We start from the raw sequence: 23,261 nt of genomic DNA on the forward strand, positions 1-23,261 counted from the left end.
GTGGCATCCGCCGGCGCACCCGGCGTCCGTGAACTGGCCGCGCTGCTCCTCGCGGCCGGGCTCGATCCGTCCGCCGGGGAACTGGCCGACGCCCTGTGGCTGGCCGGGCACATCGGTGGGCCCGGGCAGGCCGCCCCGGGCGGGCCGGCGCCGGGCGGCCCGGAGAGCGCACCCGAGGATCCGGGCGGGGAGCCCGCCGGGCCCGTACGCGCAGAGCCGGAGGCCGACGCCCCGGTCGGGCTCTACGCGCCCGGGGCGGCGCGGGCCGACGGCGCCGACGGGCAACGACCGGGGGAGTCGCCCGAGGAGTACGGAGTGCCCGTACGGGTGCCCGGGGCCGCCGCGCTGCCCCGCATCCTGGACATCCAGCGGGCCCTGCGCGCCCTCCAGCGGCACCGCCCGCCCGGCCCGCCGACCCGGCTGGTGATCGACGAGGGGGCCACCGCCGAGGCCAGCGCCCGCGCCCTCGGACTGGTCATCCCGGTGCTCCGGCCCGAAAGCCGGCGCGAGGCGACCGTACGGCTCGTGATGGACGCCTCCCCGTCGATGGCCGTCTGGCAGGACATGTTCGAGGAACTGCGTTCCGTGTGCGAGCGGTTGGGCGCCTTCCGGGACGTCCAGGTGCACTACCTGCACCGCCTCGCCGACGGCACGGCCGCGTTCGGCCGCAGCCCCGCACCCGGCTGCGTACGCGCCTCCGGCCTGCGCTCCGGTGACCAGTTGCGGGACCCGACCGGCCGGGCCCTGACCATGGTGGTCTCCGACTGCGCCGGCCCGCTGTGGCGCGAGGGCACGGCGCAGCGGCTGCTGCACCGGTGGGCCGAGTGCACCCCGTGCATGGTCGTCCAGCCGCTGCCGCAGCGGCTGTGGGGGCGCAGCTGGCTGCCCACCGAGCGGGGCACGCTCACCCGGCCGGAGGGCGGCGGGCAGAAGCTCACGTTCCGGCCGGACCGGCCGCCGCTGCCCGGGCGACCCACGGGCGGGCTGACGGTGCCCGTGCTGCCGCCGAGCGCCACCGCCCTCGGTGCGTGGGCCCGGCTGCTGGCCGGGCTCACGGCCGGGCCCGTACCGGCCGAGGTGGGCCGGGTGTTGGCCGACCACCCGGCCGCGCCCCTGCCGCCGCCGCGTGCGGTGCGCCCGCCGCGCGAGCTCGTGGCACGGTTCCGGTCCTCGGCCGCGCCCCGGGCCGTACAGCTCGCGGTGTACCTGTCGGCGGCGCCGCTGACGCTGCCCGTGATGCGGCTGGTGCAACGCACGATGTTGCCGGACTCCGAGCCCTCCGACCTGGCGGAGGTGCTGCTGAGCGGGCTGCTGCGGCGCAGCGGCGCGGGGCCGGAGCACTGGTACGAGTTCGCCCCCGGGGTGCAGGACGTACTGCTGGGGCCGCTGGGGCGGGACGAAGCCGCGCTGGTGCTCAAGCACTGCTCGGAGTACGTGTTGGCGCACTTCGGCCGGGGCGTACGGAACTTCCCCGCGCTCGCGGTCTCCCAGCTGACCGGGACGCCGCCGGCGGTCGCCGATCCCGGACCCGAGGAGGACGAGCGGGCGCCGGAGGGGCGGCTCCCGCAGGCCTTCGCGCAGGTTTCGGCCAAAGTCGTACGGCGCTACCTGCCCGGGATGCCGCAGGAGGGCCCCGCGGTACGCCGGCCCCCCGCGGCCCCCGTACCCACCCGGGCCGGGGCGGTGCGCGCCGCCCGGGACCGGCTGGCGGACGCCGACGCCGACGGGGACGGCGGCGCGCGGGCGCTGTACGAGGCCGTGGCGGTGCTCCGGCGGGCGGTGACGGCCCCGCCGGGGCCGGGCGATCCGCCGGAGGAGGCGGAGACCGAGCTGGCGGGGGCGCTGCTGCGGCTCTGGGCGGCCCAGCGGGACCCGGAGCTGTTGGCCGAGGCGGAACGGGCCGTGACCGGGCTGCGGACGGCGCGGGCGGGGGCGGTGCTCGGCCGGGTGCTCTACGAGCGGGCACTGGCCGCCGGACCGGACGCGGAGCTGCTGGCGGCCGCGGACATGGAATTCGCGGCGGCCGGCGCCGCGGCCGACCCGGAACTGCGGCGGGACTGCGCGGTGCGGCGGGCGGAGACGCTGGTCCGGCTGAGCGGGCTGCGGGACGAGGCGGGCGCGCTCCGCGAGGCCCGGGCGGCCCTCGAACCCCTGGCGGGCCGGGCGCCGGGCGCGGACCCGACCGCCGGTACGGACGGCTGCGGGGAGGACGGCGGTGGCGGGGACGGCGGCCCGGCCCCGTACCCCGAACTGCACCTGGCCCTCGGCCGCGTCCTGCTGGCCCTGCTGCCCCGCACCCCGGACCCGGCCGAGCGCACGGCCCTGGCCGAACAGGCCGCCGCCCGCCTGGCCGCGGCCCTGACCTCCCTGACCGCCCTGCCCGCCGCCTCCGGCCACACCGGTCGCGCCGGCCACACCGGTCGCGCCGGCCCGGGCACCGCACAGGTGCGGGTGGAGCTCGCCGAGACGCTGCGCCACCTCCCCGGCCGGCTGGAGGAGGCCGTCGGGCAGCTGGACGCAGCCCTGGCGGAAGCGGGCGGGGACCCGGAACTGCGGGTGGCCGCCCTGGTGTGCCTGGCGCGCGTGCACCGGGAGCGGCACGCGCGGGACGCCGACCCGATGGCACTGGAGGACGCGGCCGAGGCGTACGGCCGGGCCCGGCGGCTGATCCCCCGCGACGCGGAGGCCTTCGGGGAACTGCTGCCCGAGTGGGGCGACGTACTCCTGGACCGGGCCCGGGCCACCGACGGGCGGCGGTTCACCGGGGCCGCCGTACGCGTCCTGCGCGAGAGCCGGGCCGCGGTCCCGCAGTCCGACCCCGGTGCGGCCCACCGGCTGCTGCGGCTGGCCACCGGGCTCCGGCTGCGGCACGCGTACGAGGGCGACCCGGTGGACCTGCGGGAGGCCGAGTACCTGCTGGAGCTGGCCGTCCGGCACAGCCGCAACCCGCTGGAACAGGCCCGCATCTGGCGGGACCACGGCGACGTCCAGCAGGAGATCCACGGCCACACCCGGGCGCTGGAGCGCCTCGACCGGGCCGCGGACTCCTACCGGCGCGCCTGGCGGGCCGCCCTGGAGGCCGACGTGGAGGACCGCGCGGACACCGCCGTCCAGCTGGCCGCCCGCGTCCAGCAGTTGCGCGGGGACGTGCTGGAACGCCTGGCCCGGCCCCGCGCGGCCCTGGACGCGTACCGCTCGGCACTGGAGCTGTGGACGCGGACCCACGAGGGCGCCGCGGGGCGCTCGGAGGCGGTCCGCGTGCGGATCCTGGCCCTGGAGGCCGGGCTCTGACGCCCGCCCCGAGGGCGGGGCCGGGCCGGGTACCGCTGTTTCCACGGACCGGCCGACGGGAAAAGGAAGCCGATGGGAAAAGGAAGTGGACCATCCGGTGTGCGACGCGACAGGGGGCCCGGCGGCACATGGTGACGAAGCAGCAGGAAGTGGCGGCGGCGACCCCGGGCTGTCCGGGGCGGTTGCCGGATCTCTCCGGGCTGGACCTGGCGGCGCTGCGCGGGATCGACCATCCCGTGCTGGCCGGGGTGATCGAGGGCATGGTCGAGCGGGTGACCCATCCCGCGGAGATCCTCAACGCCTTCGACTCCAGCGTGGCCTGATCGCACCATGCCTGATCCGTCCCACCTTGAAACCGAGTTGACCACTTTCCGCCGTTAGCCGGGACCGTCCCCAGGGCAGGGATGGACCGTCCGCCGGGGTGTCCCCGGGCGGTTCTTGCCGGGGGAGGGAGGTGCGGCGATGCGGCGAGCGGACCCGAGCGGAACCCCGCTGCCCGCCCCCGACCCCACCGCACACGCCGACGCCGATACTGCGGGGCACGCCGAGCCGTCCGCGCACGCTGACCCCGCCCCCCACGCCGACGCGCGTCCCGCTGGGCTCCCCGAGCCGTCCGGGCACGCCGACGCGCGTCCCGCAGGGCACGCCGAGCCGGCCGCGCACGCCGAGCCGGTCGGGCTCCCCGAGCCGGTCGGGCACGCCGATCCCGCTGGGCACGCCGAGCCGGCCGCGCACGCCGCGCCCGCCCCGCACGGCGACGCGGTGGTCGGCCAGTGGCTGGTCCACGCCCGGTACGCGCCCTGGCCCTATACCCGGCTCGACGTGGCCGCCGCGCGGGCCGCCGGTCACCGGCCGCACCCGATACGCCAGTTCGTCCTCAAGACCCGCAGCCGCTGCAACCTCGCCTGCACCTACTGCTACGTCTACGAGATGGCCGACCAGGGCTGGCGCGACCAGCCGACCGCCATGACCCCCGCCACCACCGCCCGCGCCGCGCAGCGGATCGCCGAGCACGCCGCCGCCCACGACCTGCCCCGCGTCGACCTCGTCCTGCACGGCGGCGAGCCGCTGCTCACCGCCCCCGCCCAACTGGCCGCGCCCGTCGACGCCGTACGGGCCGCCCTCGCCGCGGCCGCCCCCCGCACCCGGGTCACCGCCACCGTCCAGACCAACGGCACCCTGCTCACCCGCGGCCGCCTCGCCGCCCTGGCCGCCGCCGGGATCCGCGTCGGCGTCAGCCTCGACGGCGGCCTGCCCGTGCACAACACCCGTCGGGTGGACCACGCCGGACGGCCCGGCTTCGCGTCCGCCGCCCGCGGCCTGCGGCTGCTGGCCCGCCATCCGCAGAGCTACGCCGGGGTGCTCTGCGTCGTCGATCTCGACCACGACCCGGTGGAGACCTACGAGTCCCTGCTCGCCTTCGCCCCGCCCAGCATCGGGCTGCTCCTGCCGCTCGCGAACTGGAGCGCCCCGCCCCCCGGCCACCACCCGGACCGGACCCCGTACGCGGACTGGCTCCTCGCCGTCTTCGAGCGCTGGTGGCACGACGACGTACGGCGCACCCGGATCCGGCTCTTCGAGGAGATCATCGCCCTGTTGCTCGGCCTGCCCACCACCACCGAGACCCTCGGGCTCACGCCCGCCGCCACCGCCGTGATCGAGACCGACGGCTCCATCGAACAGGCCGACTCACTGAAATCCGCGTACGAGGGGGCCGCCGCGACCGGGATGACCCTCGACACCCACAGCTTCGACCAGCTCCTCGACCACCCCGGATTCGCCGCCCGCCAGCTCGGCCGGGACGCGCTCGCCGCCCGGTGCCGCGCCTGCGAACTGGTCGAGGTGTGCGGCGGAGGGCACTACCCGCACCGCTACCGCGCCGGCGAGGGCTTCCGCCAGCCGTCCGTGTACTGCACCGACCTCCAGCCGCTGATCCGGCACATCGCCGCCGCCGTCCAACGGGCCGCGCAGAGCGCCCGGACCGCCACCGAAGCCCCCGCGACCCGAGCCCGCGGCGCCGAAGCCCCCGCCGTCCACCCCCCGGCGGTCGCCTCATGACCGACGCCCTCACCGCCTTCACCGTCTCCTCGCCCACCCTGCGCGCCCTCGCCTCCACCGAACCCTCCATGGAGGGCACCCGCCTGGTCCGCGACGTACGCCGCTCCAAACGCCTGCTCCTGCTGCGCGCGGTCCTCGACGCCGCCCCCGGCGGCCGGTCCGGGGAGACCGCCGACCACTGGGCCCTGCTGGAAGAGGCCGAGCGCCGTGACGCGGGCGCCGTGCGCGACGTACTGCACTATCCGGCCACCGGGGTGTGGGCCGAGGAGACCCTGCGCCGGCTGCACGCCCCGTGCGGCCCCCCGCCCGACCTCGGGCACCTCGGGGCCCTCGCCGTCGCCGCCGCCCTGCGCGCCGGGATCCCCTTCAGCCACACCCTGCGGCCCCTGCACGGCCGGCTCGTGCTCCCCACCCTCGGGCTGCTGCGCCCGGACCGCCCCGGCCCGCTCGCCCTCTCCGAACGCTCCTGGGACCCCGACGATCCGGCCACCGTGCCCCTGCACGCCCTGCCCGGCGGCCGGACCGCCCTCGACGACCTCGACCCCTACCGCGCACCCGGCCCCGCGCAGCCGGCCCCGGTCCGCCCCGCCCGCCGGCTCACCCCCAAGGGGCACAAGCGGTGGGACACCCAGTGGTCCGGCGCGCTCACCCTGCTCCAGCGCTACGACACCATCCGCGCCGAGGAGACCGTCCAACTGCTGCGCTCCGTCGTACCGCTGGCCGGCGGCTCCCGCTCCAGCGGTGCCACCCTCCCCGCGGCCGCCGGCTCCGTACTCGCCCGCGCCCAGGCTCCGCCCGCGCTCGCCGCGACCCTCGTCCACGAGGTCCAGCACGGCAAACTGACCGCCCTCACCGACGTCCTGATCCTGCACACGGCCGACCACACGCCCCGCCACTGGGCCCCCTGGCGCAGCGATCCCCGCCCCCTGGAGGGCCTGCTGCACGGCGCCTACGCCCACCTGGCCCTCGCCGGGTACTGGCAGCGCGCCGCCCTCTACGGGGCCCGCGGCGCCTGGGCCCAGCACGCCCGGATCCGCGCACAGGTGGCCGCCGTCCTGCCCGCTCTGCGGGCGCACGAGCGACTGACCACCGCGGGACGGGAGTTCACCGATGCGATGGGGGCCGCCGAACGCGCCATGGACGACCTGCCGCCGCCCGGCGACCAGCACACCGCGGCCCGCCGGGCCGTCGACCGCGAACGCCGCGCCTGGTGCGAGGCACATCCCGAACTCGCCCCGTTCGCACACGGCTGACGGACCGTCCGCTGCGGTACCTTTCAAGCCCGTCCACCGCCCGGATTCCAGGGAGACGGCCCGATGACCACCGGTAGTCGCCAGGACCGTGAACCGGCGGCGCAGCAGCCGCCCCAGCCGCCCCAGCCGCAGCGATTCGTCATCAGCTTCGCCGGCTTCAACCGCCCCTGGGCGGTGTGGATCGCGCACCGCCTGGAGGAGCACGGCCACCGCGTAGCCCTCCAGCGCTGGGACCCGCAGAACAGCCCCGGCATCGACCAGGCCCTCGACGACCTGGCCCGGTCCGGCAGCCGGGTCCTCCTCGTCCTCAGCGAGCGCTACTTCTCCGCCGGCACCCACACCGACGAGCAGTGGAACACCGCCCTGCGCGCCGTCACCGACCGCCATCCCGACCGGTTCGCGGCGGTCTGCCTCACCGACGCCCCGCTGCCCAGCGCCGTCGCCGTACTGGAGAAGACCGACCTGTGGGGCCTGGACGCGTACGAGGCCGAGTACCGCGTGCTGCGCCGCCTGGAGCTGCCCACCGACCGGATCGGCACCGAGACCGGACGCCGCGGGCCGCGCTTCCCCAACGACCCGCCGGAGATCTGGGGCCGCGTCCCGCGACGCAACCCGCGCTTCACCGGCCGCAACGACGTCATCGGCACCCTGCGCGAGGCGCTGACCGAAGCCCCGCCCGGCGCGTCCACCGTCACCCTCCTCGGGCTCTCCGGCGTTGGCAAGACCCAGGTCGCCACCGAGTACGCCTACCGCTTCGCCTCCGAGTACGACGTGGTGTGGTGGGTCCCCGCCGAGGACCGGCCCACCCTGCGCGAACGCCTCGCCGACCTGGCTCCCGCGCTCGGGCTGCCGCGCGGCGCGGGCAGCTACGGCGAGCAGATCCGGGCCGTCCTCGAAGCGCTGCGGCGCGGGAACCCGTACGGCCGCTGGCTGCTGGTCTTCGACGGCTGCGACAACCCCGACGACCTGATCGACCTGCTGCCCTCCGGCGCGGGCGACGTCATCATCACCTCGCGCAACCGCGAGTGGGCCGCCCGGCACACCAGCCTGGTCGAGGTCCCCCTCTACGCCCGCCCCGAGTCGATCACCTTCATCCGCCGCCGGGCCCTGCGCCTGACCGCCGACGAGGCCGACCAGCTCGCCGAGGCCCTGGAGGACTACCCGCTCGCCCTCGACCAGACCGCCGGCTGGCTCGCCGACTCCCCGCTGCCGGTCGGCGACTACCTCGTGCTGCTCCAGCACCGGATGGACTCCCGCGAGGCCGTCACGGTCTCCGAGGACTACCCCCTGCCCTTCCCGACCGCCCTCGCCATACTGCTCAACAACGTCCGGGAGAACTTCCCCGACGCCCTCGCCCTGCTCCGGCTGTTCGTCTTCTTCGCCCCCGGCCCGGTGCCGCTGCGCCTGCTGCGCGAATTCCCCGCCGACGACGTGCCCGAACAGCTCGCCGGGCTGATCAACGACCAGATCCGGTGGAACGCCGCCCTCAACAAACTCGTCCAGTTCTCCGTCGTCCGGCTGGAGTACTCCGACCTGGCCGTGGAGGAGGGCGGCGGCGGGCTGGAGACCGTACAGCTGCACCGCATGGTCCACGGCATCGTCCGCGAGGACCTGTCCGAGGACGAGGCCGAACCGCTGGCACGCGCCGTGCGCCAGGTCCTCGCCGCGGCCGACCCGGGCCGGCCCTCCGACTCCCGCCTGTGGCCCCGGTACGCCGAACTCATCCCGCACCTGGCCACCTCCGGGGTGCTCACCAGCAGCAACCCGCGCATCCAGAACTTCCTGCTGCACTGCCTGCGCTACCTGATCCTCGCCGGGGAGTACCGCACCTGCCTGCGGCTCTCCGAGGAGACCGACCTGATCTGGCGCGCCCTGCTCGGCGAGGACCACCCCAAGGTCCGCGAACTCAGCTACCACTACGGCGGAGCCCTGCGCAACCTCGGGCTGTTCCGGCGCGCCGAGACCCTCACCCGCGCCCGCGCCGCCCAGCTCACCGAGGAACGCGGCGACCGCGACCTGGAAACCCTGCGCGCCACCAGCTCGTACGGCGGGGTCCTGCTGTGCATCGCCCGCTTCGAACCGGCCCGGGAGATCTTCGAGCACTGCCTGGCCACCTACCGCGAACTGCTCGGCGAGGACGACTCCACCACCCTCGCCGCCCAGAACAACCTCGCCGCCACCTACCGCCTGCTCGGCCGCTACCAGGACGCCTACGACCTCGACCTGGACACCCTGCGCCGCCGCGAACGGGTCCTCAGAACCCACCACATCTCCACCCTGTCCTCCGGGATCGCCTGCGCCATGGGACTGCGGCTGATGGGCCGCTACCACGAGGCCCAGACCCGGCAGGAACAGGGCGTGAAGATCAACACTCAGGTGCTGGGCCTGGAACACCCCCAGACCCTGCGCGCCGAGCACAACCTCGGGATGTGCCTGCGCCGCTCCGGCGACATCCCCGGCGCGGGCCTGCGGCTGCGGACCGTGTGGGAGCGGGCCACCCGGGTCTTCGGCGTCGACTACCCGTGGACCCTGATGGTCGCCTCCGACTACGCCACCTACCTCAGGGAGTACGGGGACATCGGCGAGGCCCGCCGGATCTCCGAGGACGTGGTCCGCGGCTACCAGTCCCAGCTCGGCCTCGCCCACCCGTACAGCATCGGCACGGTCGGCAACCTCGGCCTCGTGCTGCGGGCCCAGGGGGAGCGCGCGGCGGCCCTCTCGCTGGCGGAGCAGGCGCTCGTGGGCATGCGGGGCGCGCTCGGCGACCGGCACCCCTGGACGCTGGGCTGCGCCCTGAACGCCACCGGGCACCGCAACATCACGGGGCGGCTGGAGGACGCGCTGGACCTGAGCCGGGACACGCTGCGCACGGCCGAGCGGGTCCTGGGCCCGGACCACCCGATGGCCCTGAGCGCCCAGATCGCCCTGGCCGCGGACCTCCGGTCGGTACGGGAGTACGAGGAGGCGGCGAAGCACGAGGACGCGGGCATCAAGGGCCTGACCCGCACCCTGGGCCCGCAACACGTCCACACGATCTCGGCGAAGCAACAGACCAGGCCGTACTGGGACTTCGAGCCACAGCCGTAGGGGGACGCCGGGCCGGGCGCATATTCTCTGCGCAGCCAAGGCGATTGTAAAATCCGCCACGGGAATTCACCCGTTCGGTCCAACGCCATCGACGTAACGACGGCTGGTGGCACTCGGTGGCGCACCCAGTGATCTCCGCCAGATGGAGAAGCGGTGTTCGTCCCCGGTCGGGCGCATCTACGCGTGGCAGTTCGGAGCACTCACGGTGTGTCTCATGGATGATGACTACCCGGACGATAGTTGGTACCTTCTCAATTCCGCGATCAGGCCCAATTACGGCAACTATGATGTCGCGTACCTGGGCGTCAAGGAGACCCACCCGGCCGACACCCCCCTGCTGAAGCCTCCCGTCAGCTTCGCCTACATTGGGACGCAGAGTTACGGAAACGTCTGGAGGCCGGTGGCTCCGGATGGGTACCGGGCCTTCACCGATCTCGTCGGCGCGTACGGGGATCCGAACGACAACCCCTCGGCATTCCGCTGGACAGCGTGCGTGCGGGAGGGGCAGCAGAGTGATGGCCACACCTATGTCTACGCCGACGCGCCGGTCGAGAAAATGGTCGGGTTCTACGAGGGCTGTTGGATTGTCGCGGTCCCTCAGTACGTCGGCGACGTCGACGGCATCCTGCTTTCAGGCGGGCAATCAGTAATCTACTCGCCCCATGGTGAACCCGTGGACACTCCCGTTCAGAATCTCCTGAATCTGCCGCCGTCCGTTGTGGAGGGCCCTCCTCCGATCCTGCCGGTCATGGACAGCTACGAGATGCCGGATCTTCCCCCTCCGTCAACCGACCGGAGGGTCCTCGTCCCGTGCTCGGCCATCGAGGACGGCATGCCCATCGAATGGAAACTGGAAAATTCGCCGTACTACACAGTCATCCGCAAACGCGGTTTCAGCAAGATCGGATATCTGGACAACCAGTTCGGCACCGACCCCGAATCAAAAAAGTATTCAGTGTCGTACGGGGTGACGGATACGCAATCCGAAACCTTCAGCGCCTCCGTTGGAGTCACCGTCGGCTTCGAAGCCGGAGTGGACATCTTCGTGGCAGAGGCCAAGGTATCCGCATCGCTGACGGTGAATCTGGGCTACCAGTCCTCCACGGCGGTCACGGAAATGCAGTCGACCACCATCGAGAACGACCTCAACGTTGGACCCAAGCATGCCGGTGCGATGTTGGCCGAGACCCACACCATTGACGTCCTCCGGGAAGACCACACGTCAGCCAGTACCACGGGTCCCCTCATCTTCGACGCCCTCACCGATACCTACTACCTGTCTTACCCGCCTCCCGAACAGGAAAGGCCCTGAACCTGCAACCACCGGCCACAACTTCCACCTTCCGCAGCCGTCCTGCGAGGGTGGGGCTTCGCCGAGCAGGAGCTGAGCAGGCGGTATCAGGGATGCGTACGGGGGTTTCCCGTCAGTCCCATCGTCCTTCCGTGTCGGGCCGGTCCCTCAAGGGCGCTCCTCCTTCGTCGTCGCGTCGCTTCGCGATGGCCTGCGGCCACCCTTGACCGACCGTCCCGCCCCGGAGATACGAAGACTGCCGGGAAGCCCCCGAAGGAACGGGCCGGGGGACGAGGGACCAGGACGGGGCGGTCGGAGATGCCCGGCCCGGTCGGGCGCGAAGAGCCGCGACCGAGAGACGGGGCCGTCCAGACCCGGGCCCGGGTCCGGGTCAGTGGGCGCACCACATCGCTACGCGCTCCTCACCCCTCAGCGTCCGACGACCGTCTTGGGTCGGGCATGGGCCGCCTCTGATCGCTACGCGCCTCTCCATGACCGCGTCCGGCGGCCGTCCCGGGCTGATCGCGGTCTTCGCGGGGTTGACCTCAGTCGGCGGGCTCGACATGGGCGACCCTCCTGTCCGCCGAGGCGGCGAGGGGAGTGCGTGATCTGCTGAGGGTGGTCCAGCTCAGGGTGGTCCAGCTCAGGGCGTTCGACATGCTGAGTCCCGGACCCTCCCATCTGACGGTGTGCGGGCAGACAGATGGTGTTCCGCTACGAGTGCCGCAAGGGATGCAGTCCGTATCCCTGCCAGGAGTTGCTCAGATCGCTCCGATCCACTCGGCGTAGGACGTCAGTGAGTTGGCGTCAGCCCGCTTGAGGCGGCGGATGTTCCCGATGTCCGCTCGGGCCCACGGGTGCTCGCGCACATGTTGCGGCGCGTGCATGCGGGCTTCCTTGAGGCAGCCGAAGGCTGTGTCGGGGTTGCCGGACCACAGCTGTGCACGTGCCACCTCGATCCAGAATCCAGAATCCGGATCGGCGCTCTGCCGGGATCTCCTGGCCCGGACTCCATGCCTGCGCGACGTCCAGGGCGCGGCCGATGTGGTCGCGGCCGAGGTTCACCGAGATGCCCACCTCGTGGATGCGGACAGTGGAAGGCCCGAACGAGGTGCCGAGGTAGATGCCCTCGGGGAGGCCCTGCGCGAGTGTCCGTGCCTCGTTCAGATGGGCGTACGCGGCGTCCGCGCTGCCTGCCCGTGCAGCGAGGACGGCAGTCCGCATGGGCAGGGCGCTACTGGTGGACGATGTTCGGAAGTTCGGTGAGGGAATCGATCGACCAGTCCGCGGCGGCCCGGACCTCGGGGCGTCTGCCCACCAGTGGCCCCAGGGGCCGCGCCGGATGTGGGCCGTGCGCAGCCCTGCGGCTCGCGCGGGATGGATGTCGTTGGCCGGGTGGTCGCCCACGTACAGGGTTTCGTCGGCGGGGCTGCCGGACACCGCCAGCACCTGTGCGAAGAAGGCGCGCGCCGGCTTGGACGCGCCCCACTCGCCCGACGTGACGACGAGGTCTGCGGGAAGGCCCAGCGCGCGCAGCAGATCACCGGCGCGGGGGCTCTGATTGCCCGCGACGACCACCCGTACCCCGGCGGCTCGGAGTGCTGTCAGGGCCGGACGGACGTCCTCGTAGAGGTCGCTCTCGTCGAGCCGCTCGCCGCGGCCCGCGGCGTCCCGGGCGCAGGAGGCGGATCGCGTCCGCGTTGTCCCGGCCGTCCACGACCACGGCACCCACCAGCGCGGAAAGGGTGTGTCGGGGCACGTCGAGCCAGTCCGCCAGCGTACGGGTGGCGGGGTTGTTCCCGGCCGGTGGACGGGAACAACCCTCAGGGGTTACGGGGGATTCCGTTACTTGAGCTGGATGCTGGCTCCGAATATGTTGCCGACCTCCGCGCATTCCTTGACGTCATCGCGGCTGAAGTAAGGGGTGCTGGCGGTGCCGGTCAGTCCCTTTGCAGTCGAAGTGCAGTACCACTTGCGCGGCCCCTTGTAGGCCACCTTCCACACCTCGCTCTTTCCTGCCGCCATGTTCCCGGAGCATTGCGTTGCGATGTCCGTGTGGACGCAGATGTTCGCGATGGTCGCCGAGAAATTGCTGAGGCGGAAGGCCGCGACCGGTGCCGCCTGGCTCGCAGGTGCGGTCACGAACATCCCCGCACTGATGGCCGTCACCATCCCGGCTACCGTGGCCAACTTGGTGCTCCGCTTGATGGTTCGAGACATGTTTCCTCCAGTTGTCGTAATTCTGTGCTGCAATAGATGAATGGATTGGTCCGTGCGTGCATCGGTGCATCTTTGGTGAATCGTCGCATCGATCCGTCAATGGTCCAGAAGGGTGCGCGCGATTTCGGACGAGGCCTTATGGCGTCGCAATCCGCGACCGTCCGGCCGGAGTTGTCGGGCGATGCCCCCGCCCGCAGAAATGAGATCGCCATAGGTGGAACTGCGTACGGTGAGATCGGAACCCGGCGTTCACGGCTGCCGTGCGAGCTCGCCGCGCTCCCGGCGGGCCGCGTCCGCCTCCTCGCGCATCGTGTCGAGTCGCTCCTCCAGCTGGGCGACCCGCTCGCGGTAGCGCTCCAACTCGGCCCGCACGAACTGCACGTCGGCCACTTGCTGTGCGGACTCCTGGCGGATCTTGTCCGTCTCCATCTCGAACCGGTGCCTGGCCACGTCCAGTTGGGCGACGGCCATGTCCGCGGCCTCCTCAGCCAGCGCGGTGCGCCGTTCGGCGTCCAGGGCCCGCTGGGCCGCGGCCTCGGTCACGGCCTTGATGCGCTCCTCGGCCGCGGCCGAGTCCGTGATGATCGCGAGCTCCTCGATGTAGCCAGGCAGGTCCGTGGACAGCTGGGAGATGAGCGCCACGAGGTCGGCGCGAGCGCCGGACCCGTCCTTGCCCGCCTTCTTGACCTCGGCCACCCGACGTTTCTCGTCCTTGCGCTGCTGCCGCTTCGCCCGGAACCTGCGGAACGCCCCCAGCGCGTTGTGATCCGGGTGGGCGCAGTACGTGGGCCGGGGGTTGTCGGGCGTCGGCGCCTCGGGGTGGTTGGTGCACTCCGGGTAGGCGCAGAGGGGAAGCGTCTCGACCGTCATCGTCCTGCTTTCTCATGAGATTTCGGGTTCGTCGGAGACGACCAGTGTCTGATGCGGCTCGCGCCGTCCGGTCGCACTCGGTGATGTACGAACACGCTAGGGGCAGCAGGGGAGTCGTGGGCGTCCCACGAGGAGGGCGTCATGAATCGGTAAGATCATCGGCCGTCCGGGGCCATGACAGCCGGAAGGCCCGGCCCCCATGAGGGGCCGGGCCTTCGGTACTGCTGGGATCGGGGCGGGGTTACGCCTCGAAGACCTCGTTCAGCAGCAGCTGCTGCTCCGCCTGGTGGCGCTTCGCGGAGCCCACCGCCGGGGACGAGCCGTGCGGGCGCGAGATGCGCCGCAGGCGCTCGCCCGCCGGGACGTCCGCGCCGACCGCCAGGTCGAGGTGGTCGATCAGGTTAAGCGCGATGAACGGCCACGCACCCTGGTTCGCCGGCTCCTCCTGCGCCCAGATGTACTTGGCCGCGTTCGGGAACTTCGCGATCTCCGCCTGGAGCTCCGCACCGGCGAGCGGGTACAGCCGCTCGATGCGGATGATCGCGGTGTCCGTGATGCCGCGCTTCTCGCGCTCGGCCTCCAGGTCGTAGTAGACCTTGCCGGCGCAGAAGACGACCTTGCGGACCGCGTTCGGGTCCACGGTGCTGTCACCGATGACCGGACGGAACGAACCGCTGGTGAACTCCTCCGCCTTCGACGCCGCAGCCTTCAGACGCAGCATCGACTTCGGGGTGAAGACGATGAGCGGCTTGTGGTGCGGGTTGTGGACCTGCCAGCGCAGCAGGTGGAAGTAGTTGGAGGGGAGGGTGGGCATGGCGACCGTCATGTTGTCCTGGGCGCACATCTGGAGGAAGCGCTCGGGACGCGCGGACGAGTGGTCCGGGCCCTGGCCCTCGTAGCCGTGCGGGAGGAGCAGCGTGACGCCGGAGGTCTGGCCCCACTTCTGCTCGGCCGAGGAGATGAACTCGTCGACGACGGTCTGCGCGCCGTTGACGAAGTCACCGAACTGGGCCTCCCACAGGACCAGCGCGTCCGGACGGGCCAGCGAGTAGCCGTACTCGAAGCCCATGGCCGCGTACTCGGAGAGCAGCGAGTCGTAGACGTTGTAGCGGGCCTGGTCCTCCGACAGGTAGAGGAGCGGGGTGTAGTCCTCGCCCGTCTCCCGGTCGATGAGGACCGCGTGGCGCTGGCCGAAGGTGCCGCGGCGGGAGTCCTGGCCGGACAGTCGGACCGGGGTGCCCTCCATCAGCAGCGAGCCGAAGGCGAGGGTCTCGCCCATGCCCCAGTCGATGGTGCCCTCGTCGATCATCGCCGCGCGGCGCTGCAGCTGCGGCAGCAGGCGCGGGTGGACGGTGACGCCCTCGGGGATGGTGACCTGGGACTCGGCGATCCGCTTGACGACGTCCTGGGAGATCGCGGTGTTCACCGCGACCGGGAAGTCGGCCGACGGGGCCGGGGCGGCCGGTGCGGCGACCGCGGGCTGCGTGGCGGCCTCGCGGACCTCCGCGAAGACCTTCTCCAGCTGGCCCTGGAAGTCCTGGAGCGCCTGCTCGGCCTCTTCCAGCGTGATGTCGCCGCGACCGATGAGGGACTCGGTGTAGAGCTTGCGCACCGAGCGCTTCTTGTCGATCAGGTCGTACATCAGCGGCTGCGTGAACGCCGGGTTGTCCGACTCGTTGTGACCGCGGCGGCGGTAGCAGATGAGGTCGATGACCACGTCCTTGTTGAACGCCTGGCGGAACTCGAAGGCCAGACGGGCAACCCGGACGACGGCCTCGGGGTCGTCGCCGTTCACGTGGAAGATCGGCGCCTCGATCATGCGGGCCACGTCGGTCGCGTACATCGAGGAACGCGAGGACTCCGGGGCGGCGGTGAAGCCGACCTGGTTGTTGATGACCACGTGCACGGTGCCGCCGGTGCGGTAGCCGCGCAGCTGCGACATGTTCAGCGTCTCGGCGACGACGCCCTGGCCCGCGAAGGCCGCGTCGCCGTGGAGCGCGAGGGGCAGGACCGTGAAGTCCGTGCCGCCCTTGTTGATGACGTCCTGCTTGGCGCGGGCGACACCCTCCAGGACCGGGTCGACCGCCTCCAGGTGCGAGGGGTTCGCGACGAGCGAGACCTTGATCTGCTCGCCGTCCAGGCCGGTGAAGGTGCCCTCGGCGCCCAGGTGGTACTTGACGTCGCCGGAGCCGTGCATGGACTTCGGGTCGAGGTTGCCCTCGAACTCGCGGAAGATCTGCGCGTACGACTTGCCGACGATGTTCGCCAGGACGTTCAGGCGGCCGCGGTGGGCCATGCCGATGACGACCTCTTCGAGGCGGGCCTCGGCGGCCGAGTCGATGACGGCGTCGAGCAGCGGGATGACGGACTCGCCGCCCTCCAGGGAGAAGCGCTTCTGGCCGACGTACTTCGTCTGCAGGAAGGTCTCGAAGGCCTCCGCCGCGTTCAGGCGGCGCAGGATGCGCAGCTGCTCCTCGCGCTCCGGCTTGGAGTGCGGGCGCTCGATGCGGTCCTGGATCCAGCGGCGCTGCTTCGGGTCCTGGATGTGCATGAACTCGACGCCGGTGGTGCGGCAGTACGAGTCGCGCAGCACGCCGAGGATGTCGCGGAGCTTCATCATCGACTTGCCGGAGAAGCCGCCGACCGCGAACTCGCGCTCCAGGTCCCACAGGGTGAGGCCGTGCTCGGTGATGTCGAGGTCGGGGTGCTTGCGCTGCTTGTACTCCAGCGGGTCGGTGTCGGCCATGACGTGGCCGCGGACCCGGTAGGAGTGGATCAGCTCGAAGACGCGGGCGGCCTTCGTGACGTCGTCGTCGTGCGAGGCGTCGATGTCGCGGTTCCAGCGGACCGGCTCGTACGGGATGCGCAGCGACTCGAAGACGGAGTCGTAGAAGTCGCTCTCGCCGAGCAGCAGGTTCGCGACGATGCGCAGGAACTCGCCGGAGGCCGCACCCTGGATGACCCGGTGGTCGTAGGTCGAGGTCAGGGTCATGACCTTGGAGATGCCCAGCTTGTTCAGGGTGTCCTGCGAGGTGCCCTGGAACTCGGCGGGGTAGTCCATGGAGCCGACGCCCATGATGACCGACTGTCCGGGCATCAGGCGGGGCACGGAGTGCACGGTGCCCAGGCCGCCGGGGTTGGTCAGCGAGACGGTGACGCCGGTGAAGTCGTCCATCGTCAGCTTGCCGACGCGGGCGCGGCGGACGATGTCCTCGTAGGCCTGCCAGAACTCGAAGAAGTTGAGGGTCTCGGCCTTCTTGATGCCGGCGACGACGAGCTGGCGGTCGCCGTTGGGCTTCACCAGGTCGATCGCGAGACCGAAGTTGATGTGCTCGGGCTTGACCAGGGTCGGCTTGCCGTCCTTCTCCGCGAAGGAGTAGTTCATGGCCGGCATGGCCTTGATCGCCTGCACCATCGCGTAGCCGATCAGGTGCGTGAAGGAGATCTTCCCGCCCCGGGCGCGCTTGAGGTGGTTGTTGATGACGATGCGGTTGTCGAACAGCAGCTTCACCGGGACGGCGCGGACGGAGGTGGCCGTCGGCACGTCGAGGGAGGCGTTCATGTTCTTGGCGACGGCAGCCGCCGGGCCGCGGAGCGTCACCAGCTGGGGGCCCTCGGGGGCCTCGGTGGCGGGCGCGGCCTTCTGCGGGGCTACGGAGGAGGGGGCGGGCGCGGCCGGTGCGGCGGCCGGGGCCTGGGAGGTGACAGTCACAGCAGGGGCACCAGAGGGGGTGGCAGGAGCAGGGGCAGGAGCTGACACGGGCGCAGCAGCTGGCGCGGCGGCAGCCGCTCCAGTGGAGCCGGCGCTCGCACCGGGTGTCGGGGCAGGGGCTGCGGCGCGCGCCGCCCCCGTGGCGGCGGCGTCGGTGACCTGCGGCGCCGCGGTGACGGTGGTGGCGGCCTGTGCGGAGGCGCCGTCCGTCGTCGCGGGCTTCTGGGGACCGTCCGACTTCACCGGAGCGACGGCGCCCCCCGGCTTGTAGTCGGCGAAAAAGTCCCACCAGGCCCGGTCGACCGAGTTCGGGTCCTGGAGGTACTGCTGATAGATCTCGTCGACGAGCCACTCATTGGCGCCGAAGCCTGAGGCAGGGTTCTTCCCGCCCTCTGCTGCTTCGGTCGTGGTGCTCGAGTTACTGGGGGACTGTGGCGACACGGCGGCAACCGCCCTCTTCCGCTTCACAAGGTATGGACAGCGGGAATAAAGGCTACGCCTCCTCGGGCGCTGCATGCAGGCCGGGCGGGACTTACGTCGCGCAGGTCACATCGAACGGCGGGTTTCGGCACGTGGAATGGCGGGAAACCAGCCTGGTTCGGGTAGGGGGCACCGAGGTTGCGGCCCCCTGGCTTCGCACCCCTGACGGACCCCGGGTACGTGTGGCCGAGATCATGTCCTTCCCACTCGAACCCTACGTCAACACGGCGCCTATGAGCTGCCCGGAAGCGTGACGAGGATGCGGCAGCCGCGTGACGATTCGGCCACTCCGATCCGGCCTCCGTGCAGCTCCACGGCCCAGCGGGCGATCGCCAGGCCCAGTCCGGTGCCTCCGTCGCCGCCGCGCGCGCTGCCCCGGTTGAACCGCTCGAAGACGCGGTGGCGCTCCGCCTCGGGGATGCCCGGGCCCTCGTCCCGCACCTCCAGCACCAGGCTTCCGGGCGCGTCGCCGGTCCGGGCGCGGACCGTGACCCGGCCGTGCGGAGGGCTGTGCTTGACCGCGTTGTCGATCAGATTTGCGACCACCTGGTGAAGCCGTTCGGCGTCCGCGTGCGCCCACAGCTCGGGCGGGAAGACGTCCAGGTGCAGGTGCACGTCGTTGCGGCTGTGCCCGCCCGAACCGGAGAGGAGCCCCGGTCGGCCGGCGGCCGCCAGCCGCGATTCCTTCAGCACGCCCGACAGGTACGGCCACACCTCGAAGCGGCGGGCGCGCAGCGGGACCACGCCGTTGTCCACCCGGGACAGGTCCAGCAGGGTCTCCACGAGCCCGCCGAGCCGCTCGGTCTGCTTCAGCATCGTGCGCATGGTCTCGGGATCGGCGGCCGAGACCCCGTCCACCACGTTCTCCAGCACGGCCCGCAGCGCCGCGATGGGCGTGCGCAGCTCGTGCGAGACGTTGGCGACGAGCTCCTTGCGGTGCCGGTCCACGGCCTCCAGGTCGTCCGCCATCAGATTGATGGTGGAGGCCAGGTCGCCCAGCTCGTCGCGGCGCCCCGCCCCGCGCACGCGCCGGGTGAAGTCGCCGTGGGATATCGCCCGGGCCACCGTCGTCATGTCGTCCAGCGGCGCCGTCAGGCTGTGCGCCACGAACTGGGTGATCAACATCGAGGCGATCACCGAGAAGACCGTGATGAACCGCAGCTCGGTGTCGGTCCGCAGGGCCACGAGCAGCAGGCCCGTCGTGATGAAGACCGAGACCACGACGAGCGTGCCCAGCTTGGTCTTGATCGAGAAGGGCGAGAAGGGCCGCAGCCCCACGGGAGGCCGTTGCCGTTGCCGCAGCCGGTTCGGCGGGCCGCTCATGCCTGGGCCGGGGTCTCCAGGGCGTACCCGACGCCGTGGACGGTGCGGATCCGCTCCGCGCCGATCTTGCGGCGCAGGGCCTTGATGTGGCTGTCCACGGTACGGGTCCCGGAGGCGTCGGCCCAGTCCCAGACCTCGGCCAGCAGCTGCTCCCGGGAGAGCACCGCCCGCGGGGTCCCGGCCAGGCACACCAGCAGGTCGAACTCGGTGGGGGTCAGGTGCACGTCCTCGGTGTGCACCCGGACCCGGCGCTGCGCGTGGTCGATCTCCAGGTCGCCCAGGCGCAGGGTGGCCCCGCGCGGGGTGTGCGCGGCCATGGTGGCCCGCTCCACGCGCCGCAGCAGGACGTGGACCCGGGCGGCCAGCTCGCGCATCGAGAACGGCTTGGTCATGTAGTCGTCCGCCCCGACCCCGAGCCCGACCAGCAGGTCGGTCTCGTCGTCGCGCGCGGTGAGCATGAGGACCGGCACGGGCCGCTGGGCCTGGACCCGGCGGCAGACCTCCAGGCCGTCGAAGCCGGGCAGCATGATGTCGAGGACCAGTAGCTCGGGCAGCCAGCTCTCGGCCGCCGCGACGGCAGAGGGGCCGTCGCCCGCGGTCTGCACCTGGAAGCCCTCCGCGCGCAGGCGGGCCGCGATGGCCTCGGCGATGGTGTGGTCGTCCTCGACGACCAGCACACGCCGTTGGGCGCCTGGTGTCGCCGCGGCGCTCTGATGGGTGGTGTGTGTCTGTTCCATGTCCGCCCCTGAAGATCCCGCGTGAATGGGGTGCAGCGTAGAGGAGGCGTCGGCCTGCGGCTACGTGGGGTTCGGACATGGCATATGTGCTGGACCGGAGTAAGCGGAATGTGTGGTACCGGGTGCCGGTCCCCCCACGGGACCGGCACCCGGCGGGCGAGACCGGTCAGGTGCCTCGCCGTTCTTGCCCTCCGCGGGGCACCCGGGCGGGTGCTCGGAGGATGCCCGGAGGGTGGCCGGGGTGCCCTAGAGGGTCAGCCCGTGGCCGTGCGGGAAGACCGGGTCGAGCGTGTCGTTCGGCACATCGGGACTGGAGGCCTCGACGGCCTCCATCGAGCGCGGGAGCTCGAAGGGGAGGCGGCCCTGCGGGGTGGCGCGGCCGAAGGCCACGTCCAGCAGGGCCGCGTCGCAGGCCCCGTAGTCGGCGATCAGGGCCGCCGCGCGCCCGGCGATCTCCGGGATGACGGCGGCCCGCTCCAGGTTGATGCAGACCAGGGTCGGGACCTGGTCCAGGAGGGCCAGGATCCGGGTCAGCTCGGGCTCGGGGAAGGCCAGCGAACCCGAGTGGAAGTAGGACTCGAAGACGTTCTCGCGGGGCTCGTACGGGGTCCGCAGCCGCAGCACCGCGAGATCCGCCTCGGCCGGGTCGTCGACGACCTCGCCGTATCCGGCGGCGACGGCCGGGTCCACGTTCCGCACGTACAGCTTCGGCCCCGTGGTGAGCGGGAGCAGGCCGTCCGGGTTGGTCAGGACGGTGAGGGAGCGGCGCTGGGCCGCGGCCCCCAGGGCCGTGAAGTCGGACCGGCCGACGATCTCGGCCGCCGCGTCCGGATCCACGTACGGGTCCTCGAACAGGCCGAGCGTGAACTTCTCCCGCAGCAGGCGGCGTACCGAGTCGTCGATCCGGGACTCCGGGACGCGGCCCGAGCGGACCAGCTCCACGATCACCTCGGGGCACTGCTCGCCGCCGAACTGGTCGCAGCCGGCCTCCAGGGCGCGGGCCGCCCGCTCGGCCACGCCCAGGTGCTCCAGGCCCCAGGCGCGCGCCGGGTGGACCTGCCCGAAGATCGTCGCGTCGTTGAGCAGCCCCCAGTCGGCGCAGACGATGCCCTCGAAGCCGAGTTCCTCGCGGAGCAGGCCGGTGACCACGCCCTTGTTGAAGCCGAAGCCGACCTCCTCCCAGTCCGTGCCGATCGGCTGGCCGTAGTACGGCATCATCTGCGCGCACCCGGCGGCGATCGCCGCCCTGAACGGCTCCAGGTGGTGCTCGCGCATGCCGCCCGGATAGACCTGCTCCTTGCCGTGCGCGAAGTGCGGGTCCTCGCCGTCCTTCTGGGGGCCGCCGCCGGGGAAGTGCTTGACCATCGCGGACACCGACCCGGGCCCGAGGGTCGGGCCCTGCAAGCCGCGTACGTACGCCGCCACGAGCTCGCCCGTCAGCCGGGCGTCGGAGCCGAACGTGCCGGACTGGCGGGCCCAGCGGGGCTCGCTGGCCAGGTCGATCTGCGGGTGCAGGGCGACGCGGAAGCCGACCGCGAGGTACTCGCGGCGGACGGTGTCGGCGAACCGGTGGACGAGCTCGGGGTCGCCGATGGCGGCCAGGCCCAGGGCCTCCGGCCAGGCGGAGAAGGCGCCGGAGTTGAAGGACGCGCCGACGTTGTCGGTGAAGGCGTGGCGCGGGTCGGTGGAGAAGGTCACCGGGATGCCGAGGCGGGTGGCCGCGGCCATCTCCTGGACGGCGTTCTGCCACCGGGCCATCTCGCGGGGCCCGTAGGTGCCGAGCAGGTTGAAGTGGGTGAGGAAGCGGTCCTCGACCAGCTCGGGCGTGGTGAAGGGGAGCATCGAGCCGTCGGTCTCGGTGACCGGGGTGCCGTCCGCGTTCATCATCAGCATCGAGTGGAAGAGCTGGCCGGCCTTCTCCTCCAGGGTCATCCGGGAGAGCAGGTCCTCCACGCGGCGGCCCACGGGCAGCGCAGCGTCTCGGTAATCGGGCGTCGCGTTCATGGCGGGGCTCCTGGAGCACGTGACCGGGCGGATCGGCACGGCCACGGTAGGGCCGAAAACCGCGTACCTGCTAGGTTTTTGAAAAGTGAGCCGGGTCACACGGGCCGGACGGCCGGAAACGGCCGCGGCTTAGGCTGTTCGGCATGGCACAGGACACGGGGCGGACGGGGCGGACGGCCCCGAAGGGACCGACGGGGCCGAAGGGGGCGAAGGCCTCGAAGGGCTCGGCCCGGGGGACCTACGCGGTGGGCGACGCCCGGCGGCAGAAGATCCTCGACACCGCCGTCGAGCACTTCGCGCAGTGGGGCTTCAACGCCTCCTCACTGGCCCGCATCGCCGCCGACTGCGGGATCACCCAGGGCGGACTGCTGCACCACTTCCGCGGCAAGGAGGACCTGCTGCTCTCGGTCCTGGCCCAGAGCGAGCAGCACGACGTCGAGCGGCTGTTCAGCGCGCCCGCCGAGTCGGTCGCCGCCCACTTCGCCACCGTCGTGGAGCTCGCCGCCGACAACGAGCGGCGGCCCGGCATCGTCCGGATGTTCCACACCCTGGTCGGCGAATCCGGCAACCCGGAGCACCCGGCCCACGCGTACTTCACCCAGCGCTACGCCCGGGTGCTCGGCTACACCGTCGAACTGCTGGAGGCGGGCGTCGCACGCGGCGAACTGCGCCCGGACACCGACTGCGAGGCCGTCGGCCGGGAGACCCTCGCCGTCATGGACGGCCTACAGATCCAGTGGGTGCTGGCGCCCGGAAGCGTGGACATGCCGGCCCGGCTGCGCGGATTCCTGGACCGGCTGCTGCGCGACATCTCGGCCACGCCCCGGGTCGACCCGGGCTAGGTCGTCTCTTTCAGGTCTTGCCGGGCCCGCGACGCCCGGCACCGCACCTGATCCCCCAGACTCCGTCCGGGGGGACCCCCAGGTTGTCGGGGC

14 protein-coding genes and 1 pseudogene are annotated in these 23,261 nt (G+C 72.3%); 7 read left to right on the plus strand and 8 right to left on the minus strand.

Annotation, left to right across the window (positions count from 1 at the left end):
* The 6 genes from OG594_RS29480 (at position 1) to OG594_RS29505 (ending at position 11,001) form a co-directional block, all read left to right on the plus strand.
* Complete coding sequence (locus OG594_RS29480; protein WP_266604838.1) at positions 1–3,291, plus strand: SAV_2336 N-terminal domain-related protein; 3,291 nt, start codon at positions 1–3, stop codon at positions 3,289–3,291.
* A 128-nt stretch (positions 3,292–3,419) separates the two neighbouring features.
* Complete coding sequence (fxsA, locus tag OG594_RS29485) at positions 3,420–3,614, plus strand: FxSxx-COOH cyclophane-containing RiPP peptide (protein WP_189732525.1); 195 nt, start codon at positions 3,420–3,422, stop codon at positions 3,612–3,614.
* A gap of 499 nt (positions 3,615–4,113) precedes the next feature.
* The gene (locus tag OG594_RS29490) at positions 4,114–5,349 is read left to right on the plus strand and encodes an FxsB family cyclophane-forming radical SAM/SPASM peptide maturase (protein WP_266606624.1); all 1,236 of its coding nucleotides are present in this window, start codon (positions 4,114–4,116) and stop codon (positions 5,347–5,349) included.
* On the plus strand, positions 5,346–6,602 hold the full coding sequence (locus OG594_RS29495) for an HEXXH motif-containing putative peptide modification protein (RefSeq protein ID WP_266604841.1): 1,257 nt from the start codon (positions 5,346–5,348) through the stop codon (positions 6,600–6,602). The genes OG594_RS29490 and OG594_RS29495 overlap by 4 nt, the downstream gene beginning before the upstream one ends.
* A gap of 63 nt (positions 6,603–6,665) precedes the next feature.
* Positions 6,666–9,689 carry an FxSxx-COOH system tetratricopeptide repeat protein gene (gene fxsT, locus OG594_RS29500; RefSeq protein WP_266604843.1) on the plus strand — a complete coding sequence of 1,008 codons (3,024 nt, stop codon included), beginning with the start codon at positions 6,666–6,668 and terminating at the stop codon, positions 9,687–9,689.
* A 214-nt stretch (positions 9,690–9,903) separates the two neighbouring features.
* Entirely contained in the window at positions 9,904–11,001 is a 1,098-nt protein-coding gene (locus tag OG594_RS29505) for a hypothetical protein (protein ID WP_266604845.1), read from the plus strand.
* Between the two features lie 740 nt (positions 11,002–11,741).
* On the opposite strand, the gene OG594_RS29510 is transcribed toward OG594_RS29505, so the two are convergent.
* The 8 genes and pseudogenes from OG594_RS29510 to OG594_RS29545 form a co-directional block, all read right to left on the minus strand.
* Entirely contained in the window at positions 11,742–11,933 is a 192-nt protein-coding gene (locus OG594_RS29510; RefSeq protein ID WP_266604847.1) for a hypothetical protein, read from the minus strand.
* Positions 11,934–12,214: 281 nt separating this feature from the next.
* A pseudogene (locus OG594_RS29515) lies at positions 12,215–12,757 on the minus strand (HAD family hydrolase).
* 68 nt (positions 12,758–12,825) lie between these two features.
* Positions 12,826–13,200 carry a hypothetical protein gene (locus OG594_RS29520; protein ID WP_266604849.1) on the minus strand — a complete coding sequence of 125 codons (375 nt, stop codon included), beginning with the start codon at positions 13,198–13,200 and terminating at the stop codon, positions 12,826–12,828.
* A gap of 249 nt (positions 13,201–13,449) precedes the next feature.
* Positions 13,450–14,070 carry a hypothetical protein gene (locus OG594_RS29525; RefSeq protein WP_266604851.1) on the minus strand — a complete coding sequence of 207 codons (621 nt, stop codon included), beginning with the start codon at positions 14,068–14,070 and terminating at the stop codon, positions 13,450–13,452.
* Between the two features lie 241 nt (positions 14,071–14,311).
* Positions 14,312–18,223 (minus strand): multifunctional oxoglutarate decarboxylase/oxoglutarate dehydrogenase thiamine pyrophosphate-binding subunit/dihydrolipoyllysine-residue succinyltransferase subunit, encoded by a 3,912-nt coding sequence (locus tag OG594_RS29530; protein ID WP_266604853.1) that lies wholly within the window; start codon positions 18,221–18,223, stop codon positions 14,312–14,314.
* Between the two features lie 270 nt (positions 18,224–18,493).
* Positions 18,494–19,585, minus strand: a complete 1,092-nt coding sequence (locus tag OG594_RS29535) for a HAMP domain-containing sensor histidine kinase (protein WP_266604870.1) — start codon at positions 19,583–19,585, stop codon at positions 18,494–18,496.
* Positions 19,582–20,322 (minus strand): response regulator transcription factor, encoded by a 741-nt coding sequence (locus OG594_RS29540; protein WP_030011297.1) that lies wholly within the window; start codon positions 20,320–20,322, stop codon positions 19,582–19,584. Before OG594_RS29540 ends, OG594_RS29535 begins: the two co-directional genes overlap by 4 nt.
* Positions 20,323–20,568: 246 nt before the next feature.
* Entirely contained in the window at positions 20,569–22,326 is a 1,758-nt protein-coding gene (locus tag OG594_RS29545) for a glycoside hydrolase family 3 protein (RefSeq protein WP_266604872.1), read from the minus strand.
* 143 nt (positions 22,327–22,469) lie between these two features.
* Between OG594_RS29545 and OG594_RS29550 the strand changes: the two genes are divergently transcribed.
* Complete coding sequence (locus tag OG594_RS29550) at positions 22,470–23,168, plus strand: TetR/AcrR family transcriptional regulator (protein ID WP_266604874.1); 699 nt, start codon at positions 22,470–22,472, stop codon at positions 23,166–23,168.
* The last annotated feature ends 93 nt before the right edge of the window (positions 23,169–23,261 follow it).

The organism is Streptomyces sp. NBC_01214, assembly GCF_026340975.1.
In the GTDB taxonomy this organism is placed as follows: domain Bacteria; phylum Actinomycetota; class Actinomycetes; order Streptomycetales; family Streptomycetaceae; genus Streptomyces.